This is a genomic window from Metapseudomonas resinovorans DSM 21078 (assembly GCF_000423545.1).
GTDB lineage: Bacteria > Pseudomonadota > Gammaproteobacteria > Pseudomonadales > Pseudomonadaceae > Metapseudomonas > Metapseudomonas resinovorans.
Genome location: NZ_AUIE01000040.1, coordinates 36,236 through 45,453 on the forward strand (window position 1 = coordinate 36,236; position 9,218 = coordinate 45,453).

Genomic DNA, 9,218 nt, shown 5'->3' on the forward strand with positions numbered 1-9,218 from the left:
ACCTCGTATCACCAGTGTTTGATCAGAACAACAAAGGACGGCCACTGTGAGCCAATCCGGAAAATCCATTCTCCTGGTGGATGACGACCAGGAGATTCGCGAACTGCTAGAAACCTACCTGAGCCGCGCCGGCTTCCAGGTGCGCAGCGTGGCCGATGGCGACGGCTTCCGTCGTGCTATGGGTGAAGAGGCGGCTGACCTGGTGATACTCGACGTGATGCTGCCCGACGAAGACGGCTTCAGCCTGTGTCGTTGGGTGCGCGCCCATCAGCGCCTCGCGCAGGTGCCGATCATCATGCTCACCGCCAGCTCCGACGAAGCCGACCGCGTGATCGGCCTGGAGCTGGGCGCCGACGACTACCTCGGCAAGCCCTTCAGCCCCCGCGAGCTGCTGGCGCGGATCAAGGCCCTGTTGCGTCGCGTCGGTTTCGGTCAGGAGCGTGCGGTGGTCGAGGTGCTGGCCTTCGATGAATGGCGCCTGGACATGATCAGCCATCGCCTGTTTCACCTGGACGGCGAGGAGGTGATCCTTTCCGGCGCCGACTTCGCCCTGCTGAAGCTCTTTCTCGACCACCCGCAGCAGATCCTCGATCGCGACACCATCGCCAACGCCACCCGTGGCCGCGAGGTGATGCCCCTGGAGCGCATCGTCGACATGGCAGTCAGCCGCCTGCGCCAACGCCTGCGCGACACCGGCAAGGCGCCACGGCTGATCCGCACCGTGCGCGGCGCGGGCTACCTGTTGGCGGCGCAGGTGACGCCGCACCACCATGCTTAGGCTGATGCCGCGCTCGCTGCTCGGGCGCATGCTGTTTCTCACCCTGCTGGTGGTGCTGCTGGCGCAGGCGTTGTCCAGCGTCATCTGGGTCTCGCAGCTGCGCGCCAGCCAGATGGAAGGCCTGCTCACCAGCGCCCGCAGCCTGGCGCAATCCATGGTCGCCAGCGTCAGCTACATCCGCTCGCTGCCCATCGGCTACCGCCCCATGGTGCTGGATCAGTTGCGCTCCATGGGCGGCACGCGTTTCTTCGTGTCCCTCAACGACAAGCCGCTGGAGATGCGCGTGCTGCCGGAAACCCCGCGCAAGCGCGCGGTGCTCGACGAGGTGGAAGCGGTGCTGCGTGAACGGCTGGGCAAGCAGGTGGACCTGTCCCTGCACTTCGTCAATCCGGACGATCTGCGCATCTTCAACAGCGGCCTGAAGCTCGACGAACTGCCGCGCTCCTGGGCTCACTACGCGCTGACCCTGGAGCCGGTGAATCCGCCCATTCTGGTCACCCAGATCCAGATCGGGCCCAGCGAATGGCTGTACCTCGCATCCTTGATGCCCGAGCCCTACGCCACGCTGGAAGACCAGGGCCTGCCCACCCAGCAGCTCTGGTTCATCATCCTCACAAGCTCGTTCCTGCTGCTGTTCATCGGCCTGCTGGTGCACTGGCAGAGCCGCCCGCTGAAGCGTCTGGCCAGGGCTGCACGGGAAATGTCCCTGGGGGCGGAAGTGGAGCCCCTGCAGGAAGCCGGTGGCAGCGAAGTGGCCGACGTGAGCCGCGCCTTCAACAGCATGCGCGAACGCATCAGCCGCTACCTCAGCGAACGCAGCCAGTTGTTCAGTGCCATCTCCCACGACCTGCGCACCCCCATCACCCGACTGCGCCTGCGGGTTGAGCTGCTGGAGGACGAGACGCTGCAGGCCAAGTTCAGTCGTGACCTGGATGAACTGGAATTGCTGGTGAAGGGCGCGCTGCAGTGCGTGAAGGACACCGACATCCACGAGAACATCGAGCCGGTGGATCTCAACCACCTGTTGCATGGGCTGATCGAACCCTACCTCGGCTCCGGCCAGGTGACGCTGGAAGGGGAGGCAAGTGCCTCCTACCCCGGCAAGCCCCTGGCCCTGCGTCGCTGCATCGGCAACCTGGTGGACAACGCTTTGAAATACGGCGAGCGCGCGCACCTGCAGATCGAAGACAGCGACGACGCCTTCGTGCTGCATGTCGACGACGAAGGCCCCGGCGTGCCGGAGCAGAAGCTGGAACAGGTGTTCGAGCCGCACTTCCGCCTGGCCGGCCACACGCAGGGCTACGGGCTGGGGCTGGGCATCGCGCGGAATCTGGCGCACAGCCATGGCGGAGAGCTGAGCCTGCGCAATCTGCGTGAAGGCGGCTTGCGGGTGACGCTGTGGTTGCCCAGGCAGGCCTGATTGTCCCCCCTCTCCCTTCGGGAGAGGGTGCCTTTCCGCGCATCATCGTTTGTAACCACCCCGTGACCATCCACTATCCCTTTGTTACCCGCGGGCTTGAAGGCCGTGGTTAGACTGCAGGCAAGCGCAAGCACCGACTTGCACAGTCATAAAAACAAGAAGGTATCCCTGTCCATGAATGCCATCTCCCGCCTGGCCGCTGTCGTTTCCCTCGCCTCCCTGTTCCCCCTGTCCGCCCTCGCCGGCGAAGTGGAAGTCCTGCATTGGTGGACGTCCGGTGGCGAGAAGCGTGCTGCCGATACCCTGCAGAAACTCGTCGAAGAGAAAGGCCACACCTGGAAGGATTTCGCCGTTGCCGGTGGTGGTGGCGAGGCCGCCATGACCGTGCTGAAAACCCGCGCCGTCTCCGGCAATCCGCCGTCTGCCGCGCAGATCAAGGGGCCGGATATCCAGGAGTGGGGCGAGCTGGGTCTGCTGGCTGAGCTGGACGAGGTCTCCAGCGAGGGCAAGTGGGATTCCCTGCTGCCCAAGCAGGTGGCGGACATCATGAAATACGACGGCCATTACGTGGCCGTGCCGGTCAACGTGCACCGGGTCAACTGGCTGTGGATAAACCCAGAGGTCTTCCAGAAGGCCGGCGCGACGCCGCCCACGACGCTCGACGAATTCTTCGCGGTCGCCGACAAGCTCAAGGCTGCCGGCTTCATCCCGCTCGCCCACGGTGGCCAGCCCTGGCAGGACGGCACGGTGTTCGAGGATCTGGTGTTCAGCATTCTCGGCCCGCAGGGCTACCACAAGGCCTTCGTCCTGCAGGACAAGGCGACCCTCACCAGCGACAAGATGGTGGAAGTCTTCGCCGTCCTGAAGAAGCTGCGCGGCTACGTCGACCCCGACGCCGCCGGCCGCGACTGGAACAGCGCCACTGGCCTGGTCATCAACGGCAAGGCCGGCATGCAGGTCATGGGCGACTGGGCCAAGAGCGAGTGGAGCGCCGCCGGCAAGGTGGCGGGCAAGGATTACCAGTGCCTGCCATTCCCTGGCACCCAGGGCAGCTTCGCCTACAACATCGACTCCCTGGCCATGTTCAAGCTCAAGGATGAAGCGAACATCCAGGCACAGAACGACCTGGCGCGCACGGTGCTCGAGCCGCAGTTCCAGCAGTTCTTCAACCAGAACAAGGGCTCCATCCCTGTTCGCCTCGATCAGGACATGTCGAGCTTCGACGCCTGCGCCCAGCAGTCCATGAAGGACTTCAAGGAAGCGGCGGCCGGCGACGGCCTGCAGCCCAGCCTGGCCCACGGCATGGCCGCCTCCAGCTACGTGCAGGGCGCGGTATTCGACGTGGTGACCAACTTCTTCAACGACCCCGCCGCCGACCCGAAGAAGGCCGCGCAGCAACTGGCCGCCGCGATCGAAGCGGTGCAGTAAGCGCGCACCCGGGCGGGCCTCGCCCCGCCGGATTCCAGGTCTGATTTCCGGCACATGCCCAGGCATGTGCCTCGGGATCTGTCGCGCCTGAATTACCTGTAGGAGCCAGCTTGCTGGCGATGCGGAGTTGGTCGGCAACCTCGATGCCGGTCGGCTGCCTCTGTTCGCCAGCAAGCTGGCTCCTACGAGGTCCGTGCCACAGCTCTTTCCTTGCGAGGAGTTATCCATGTCTTCAACCGCAGTCTTCGCCAAGGCCTCACCGCTGGACGCGCTGCAACGCTGGCTGCCCAGGCTGGTACTGGCGCCCAGTGTGCTGATCGTGCTGGTCGGCTTCTATGGCTACATCCTCTGGACCTTCCTGCTGTCCTTCACCAACTCGCGCTTCATGCCCAGCTACAAGTTCGTCGGGCTGCAGCAGTACGAGCGCCTGCTGGACAACGACCGCTGGTGGGTGGCCAGCCAGAACCTGCTGGTCTACGGCGGGATGTTCATCGGCATCAGCCTGGTGATCGGCGTGTTCCTGGCGGTGCTGTTGGACCAGCGCATCCGCCGCGAAGGCTTCATCCGCACCGTCTACCTCTACCCCATGGCGCTGTCGATGATCGTTACCGGCACCGCCTGGAAGTGGTTGCTCAACCCCGGCCTCGGCCTGGACAAGCTGCTGCGCGACTGGGGCTGGGAAGGCTTCCGCCTGGACTGGCTGGTGGACCCGGACCGGGTCGTCTACTGCCTGGTGATCGCCGCCGTGTGGCAGTCCTCGGGCTTCGTCATGGCGCTGTTCCTCGCCGGCCTGCGTGGGGTGGACCAGTCGATCATCCGCGCGGCCCAGGTGGATGGGGCGAGCCTGCCGACCATCTACCTGCGCATCGTCCTGCCGAGCCTGCGTCCGGTGTTCTTCAGCGCGCTGATGATCCTCGCCCACATCGCCATCAAGAGCTTCGACCTGGTGGCGGCGATGACCGCCGGCGGCCCCGGCTACGCCTCCGACCTGCCGGCGATGTTCATGTACGCCCACACCTTCACCCGCGGCCAGATGGGCCTCGGCGCCGCCAGCGCGATGCTCATGCTCGGCGCGGTGCTGGCGATCCTGGTGCCCTACCTGTACTCCGAACTGAGGAACAAGCGCCATGACTAGCCTGGCCGGAAAACCCGCCTTCAGTTTCAGCCGCCTGGCCATCCACGCCACGCTGTTCGTTGCCTGCGCCGTGTACCTGGTGCCGCTGGTGGTGATGCTGCTGACCAGCTTCAAGACGCCGGACGACATCCGCACCGGCAACTTGCTGTCGCTGCCCGACGTGTTCACCCTGGTGGGCTGGGCCAAGGCCTGGGCCAGCGTTGGCGGTTACTTCTGGAACTCGGTGAAGATCACCGTTCCGGCGGTGATCATCTCGACCCTGCTCGGCGCGCTGAATGGCTACGTGCTGTCCATGTGGCGCTTCCGCGGATCGCAGCTGTTCTTCGGGCTGCTGCTGTTCGGTTGCTTCCTGCCGTTCCAGGTGGTGCTGCTGCCGGCGTCTTTCACCCTCGGCCAGTTCGGCCTGGCCAACACCACCGGTGGCCTGGTGCTGGTGCATGTGGTCTACGGCCTGGCCTTCACCACGCTGTTCTTCCGCAACTTCTACGTGAGCATCCCGAACGCCCTGGTGAGCGCGGCGCGGCTGGACGGGGCGGGGTTCTTCACCATCTTCGGGCGCATCCTGCTGCCCATGTCGGTGCCGACCATCATGGTCTGCCTGATCTGGCAGTTCACCCAGATCTGGAACGACTTCCTCTTCGGCGTGGTGTTCGCCAGCGGCGACACCCAGCCCATCACCGTGGCCCTGAACAACCTGGTGAACACCAGCACCGGAGCCAAGGAATACAACGTCGACATGGCCGCCGCGATGATCGCCGGCCTGCCCACCCTGCTGGTCTACGTGCTGGCCGGCAAATACTTCCTGCGCGGGCTCACTGCCGGCGCTGTAAAAGGCTAGGAGTCGCACCCATGGCAACCCTCGAACTGCGCAACGTCAACAAGTCCTACGGCAGCGGCCTGGCGGACACCCTGAAGAACATCGAGCTGTCCATCGACTCCGGCGAGTTCCTGATCCTCGTCGGCCCCTCGGGCTGCGGCAAATCCACCCTGATGAACTGCATCGCCGGGCTGGAGAGCATCAGCGGTGGCGCGATCATGGTCGATGGCCAGGACATCAGCGGCATGAGCCCCAAGGATCGGGACATCGCCATGGTGTTCCAGTCCTATGCCCTGTACCCGACCATGAATGTGCGCGAGAACATCGCCTTTGGCCTGAAGATCCGCAAGATGCCGGCGGCCGATATCGACGCCGAGGTAGCGCGCGTGGCCAAGCTGCTGCAGATCGAGCACCTGCTGCAGCGCAAGCCGGGCCAGCTCTCCGGTGGCCAGCAACAGCGCGTGGCCATGGGCCGGGCGCTGGCGCGGCGGCCGAAGATCTACCTGTTCGACGAGCCGCTGTCGAACCTCGACGCCAAGCTGCGGGTGGAGATGCGCACCGAGATCAAGCTGATGCACCAGCGGCTGAAGACCACCACCGTTTACGTCACCCACGACCAGATCGAAGCCATGACCCTGGGTGACAAGGTGGCGGTGATGAAGGACGGCATCATCCAGCAGTTCGGCACCCCGCAGCAGATTTACAACGACCCGGCCAACCTCTTCGTCGCCGGCTTCATGGGCTCGCCGCCGATGAACTTCATCCCCCTGCGCCTGCAGCGTCGCGACGGCCGCCTGGTGGGCCTGCTGGACAGCGCCGACGGCCACTGCGAGCTACCCCTGGGCGGCGCCGATGGCGATCTGGAAGGGCGCGAACTGACCCTCGGCATCCGCCCTGAGCAGGTCCTGGTCGGCGCCAGCGACCTGCCGGTCATTCGTGCCGAGGTGCAGGTCCTGGAGCCCACCGGCCCGGATCTCCTGGCCTTCGTCGAGATCAACCAGACCAAGGTCTGCTGCCGCCTGGCCCCCGATGCGCCGGTGCGCGTGGGCGACACCCTCGACCTGCAGTTCGCGCCCGACAAGGTGCTGCTGTTCGACGCGCAAAGCGGCGAGCGGCTGTGTGCACCGGGAAAGGCCCGCAGCCCTGAGCGGCAAGCCAAGGTGGCGCAGCTCAAGGGGCGTTGAGCTGTAGCCCGGATGAAATCCGGGGATTGGCTGGCACGGCCTTCCCGGATTGCGCCTGGGCTACCTGAAAAGACGATCCATCGACGTACAACAATAAAAATCTGGAGTGGACATGAGCACGACGATCAAAGGTTTGTGGGTACTGCCCTGCGCGCTTTTCGCGGTTTCCGGTGTGACGCAGGCGGTGGAGTTCACCGGCTACATGCGCAGCGGCGCCGGCGGTTCCAGCGAGGGCGGCACACAATCCTGCTTCCAGTTGCCGGGGGCGCAATCGAAGTACCGTCTGGGGAACGAATGCGAGCAGTACATCGAACTGGACCTGCGCCAGGACCTGCTCAAACTCGATGACGGCTCGGTGGTCAGCGTCGAAGGCATGGCGCAGCTCTACAACGAATACGGCCATACGCCCGAGTTCACCGGTGATCACGGCTTCGCGCGGATGAACCAGATGTACGCCGAGTGGAGCAACATGCCGGCGCTGGGCGGCGGCTCCTTCTGGGCGGGGCGCCGCTTCTACAAGCGGAACGATATCCACATCTCCGACTTCTACTACTGGAACCAGAGCGCTACCGGCTTCGGCTTCGATGAAGTGGCCATCGGCGACCTCAGATACAGCTATGTGTTCTCGCGCAAGGACAACTACGACCAGGACCCATACATCAACCGTCATGACTTCAACGTCGCGGGCTTCCAGACCAACCCCGGCGGCGAAGTGGAGCTGGGTGTCAGCTACATCGATAAGCCCGACAGCACGGACGCCCACAGCGGCTGGTCGGTGGCGGCGCAGCACAAGCAGAAGGAGTTCCTCGGCGGGGTGAACACCTTTGCCCTGCAATACGGGCGTGGTCCGGGCACTGCGCTGGGCTACACCGGCGACCCGACCCTGGACAACGCCAACCAGAGCTGGCGCGTGGTGGAGTTCTTCGACTGGCAGGTGACCCCGCGCTTCGGTGGCCAGTTCGAGGTGATCTACCAGAAGGACAAGCGCCCCGATGGCGACGACCAGAACTGGTTGTCCGTCGGCGTGCGTCCGAGCTATGCGATTACCGAGCAGTTCAAGCTGGTCACCGAACTGGGCCGCGACCAGGTTGAAGCCCCGGGCGGCACCCGCAAGCTGACCAAGTTCACCATCGCGCCCACCTGGTCGCCGGCCGGTCCCGGTTTCTGGGAGCGTCCGGAAATCCGCCTCTACTACACCTACGCCAGTTGGAACGAAGCCGCCCAGCGCGCGGCCAGCGAACTGGCAGCAGGCTCGGCGCTGTCGGATACCGGCGCCTTCGGCGATGCCCTGCACGGCTCCAACTTCGGTGTGCAACTGGAGTACTGGTGGAAATGACCGGGAACGACGATGACCGCCGGTGAAATCCGCCGTCGCGGGCCGTGCCTGGTGAAGGCGGGGGAGGGTGCTGACCATCCCCTTGCCGGCCTGTTACGTCCGGCGAATGGGCAACCCTTTCGCTGGACCGAGCATCAGGGGCGCGAGCTGCTGCTGGTGGAACATCCGCGCTGTTCGGCGGTGTTCAGCCGCCAGGGCGGCCAGTTGCTGCATTTCCAGCCATCCGGCGAACGTCCGTTGCTCTGGTGTGCGGCGCGTTGGCCGCGCATCGGTGCCATTCGTGGTGGTGTGCCGGTCTGCTGGCCGTGGTTCGGTCGTCACCCCATGGAAGGTGGTTGGCCGCACCACGGTTGGGCGAGGCTGTCGGATTGGCGACTTATCCACAAGGAGGCCGACACCGACGGCGTGCGCCTGAACTGGCGTCTCGACCTGCACGACTGGCAGGTGGAGCTGGTGGCCGAGTTGGGTGAGCGCATGAGCGTGCAATTGGTCACCCGTCACCGTGACAGCGAACCCTGCGTACTCAGCCACGCGTTGCACGCCTATTGGCGAGTCAGCGATGTGGCGCGGGTCGGGTTACTGGGGCTGGACGGCGCCGAAGGCCGCGACCTGCTGAGCCGCGAGGCGTGCCGGCAGGAAGGTGAGCTACGGGTGATCGACGGCTGCCACACGGTGTTCCGGCGCGGTGGTCGGGTGCGGATTCAGGACGCCGGCTGGCAGCGGCGGTTGTGCATCGAGGGTGGGCGCAATCCTGGCACCGTGGTCTGGCATCCGGGCAGCCGGCCCTTGGCGGAAGTCCGCTGGTCGGAAGGGCTTGGCTTTCTCTCCGTGCAGGGCGCGGCCTGTGGCGAGGACAGCGTGGAGCTGGTGGCGGGGGAGGAAGCGAGGTTGAGTTTGAAGGCGTGGGTGGGGTGATCGGGGGCGGGCCTCGCTTCTGGCGGTGTAGGGACGAATTCATTCGCCAAGCAGGCCAAAGGTCTGCCCCCGGCTTCCCTCGGGGCCGCTGCGCGACCCTTGGCGAATGAATTGGCTATGTCTGCGTTAAGTGTTGCTAGAACGTCCTTCGCCAAGTTGATTGCCGAGTTCTGCGGATGTTTCTGGTTTCGCCTTCCCAGGCGAG

8 protein-coding genes are annotated in these 9,218 nt (G+C 65.1%); all 8 read left to right on the forward strand.

Annotation, left to right across the window (positions count from 1 at the left end):
* The first annotated feature begins 46 nt into the window (after positions 1–46).
* The 8 genes from G559_RS0122110 to G559_RS0122145 all read left to right on the forward strand — a co-directional run bounded on the left by G559_RS0122110 (position 47) and on the right by G559_RS0122145 (position 9,013).
* A complete protein-coding gene (locus G559_RS0122110) occupies positions 47–778 on the forward strand; it encodes a response regulator (protein WP_028630341.1) in 732 nt (243 codons plus the stop codon).
* Between the two features lie 4 nt (positions 779–782).
* Positions 783–2,198, forward strand: coding sequence for an ATP-binding protein (locus tag G559_RS0122115; protein WP_051246834.1), 1,416 nt, complete (start codon positions 783–785; stop codon positions 2,196–2,198).
* Positions 2,199–2,372: 174 nt separating this feature from the next.
* Positions 2,373–3,626 (forward strand): ABC transporter substrate-binding protein, encoded by a 1,254-nt coding sequence (locus G559_RS0122120; protein WP_028630343.1) that lies wholly within the window; start codon positions 2,373–2,375, stop codon positions 3,624–3,626.
* Positions 3,627–3,852: 226 nt separating this feature from the next.
* The gene (locus G559_RS0122125; protein ID WP_028630344.1) at positions 3,853–4,761 is read left to right on the forward strand and encodes a carbohydrate ABC transporter permease; all 909 of its coding nucleotides are present in this window, start codon (positions 3,853–3,855) and stop codon (positions 4,759–4,761) included.
* A complete protein-coding gene (locus G559_RS0122130) occupies positions 4,754–5,599 on the forward strand; it encodes a carbohydrate ABC transporter permease (RefSeq protein ID WP_028630345.1) in 846 nt (281 codons plus the stop codon). Before G559_RS0122125 ends, G559_RS0122130 begins: the two co-directional genes overlap by 8 nt.
* A gap of 11 nt (positions 5,600–5,610) precedes the next feature.
* Positions 5,611–6,762 (forward strand): ABC transporter ATP-binding protein, encoded by a 1,152-nt coding sequence (locus G559_RS0122135; RefSeq protein ID WP_028630346.1) that lies wholly within the window; start codon positions 5,611–5,613, stop codon positions 6,760–6,762.
* 112 nt (positions 6,763–6,874) lie between these two features.
* The gene (locus G559_RS0122140) at positions 6,875–8,098 is read left to right on the forward strand and encodes a maltoporin (RefSeq protein ID WP_028630347.1); all 1,224 of its coding nucleotides are present in this window, start codon (positions 6,875–6,877) and stop codon (positions 8,096–8,098) included.
* A 12-nt stretch (positions 8,099–8,110) separates the two neighbouring features.
* Positions 8,111–9,013, forward strand: a complete 903-nt coding sequence (locus tag G559_RS0122145; protein ID WP_081668139.1) for a D-hexose-6-phosphate mutarotase — start codon at positions 8,111–8,113, stop codon at positions 9,011–9,013.
* The last annotated feature ends 205 nt before the right edge of the window (positions 9,014–9,218 follow it).

What these genes read in the sequence shown, in the direction of transcription:
- G559_RS0122135 (WP_028630346.1), top strand. Translation starts at nt 5,611, where the DNA reads ATGGCAACCCTCGAACTGCGCAACGTCAACAAGTCCTACGGCAGCGGC.
- G559_RS0122130 (WP_028630345.1), top strand. Translation starts at nt 4,754, where the DNA reads ATGACTAGCCTGGCCGGAAAACCCGCCTTCAGTTTCAGCCGCCTGGCC.
- G559_RS0122140 (WP_028630347.1), top strand. Translation starts at nt 6,875, where the DNA reads ATGAGCACGACGATCAAAGGTTTGTGGGTACTGCCCTGCGCGCTTTTC.
- G559_RS0122120 (WP_028630343.1), top strand. Translation starts at nt 2,373, where the DNA reads ATGAATGCCATCTCCCGCCTGGCCGCTGTCGTTTCCCTCGCCTCCCTG.
- G559_RS0122115 (WP_051246834.1), top strand. Translation starts at nt 783, where the DNA reads ATGCCGCGCTCGCTGCTCGGGCGCATGCTGTTTCTCACCCTGCTGGTG.
- G559_RS0122125 (WP_028630344.1), top strand. Translation starts at nt 3,853, where the DNA reads ATGTCTTCAACCGCAGTCTTCGCCAAGGCCTCACCGCTGGACGCGCTG.
- G559_RS0122145 (WP_081668139.1), top strand. Translation starts at nt 8,111, where the DNA reads ATGACCGCCGGTGAAATCCGCCGTCGCGGGCCGTGCCTGGTGAAGGCG.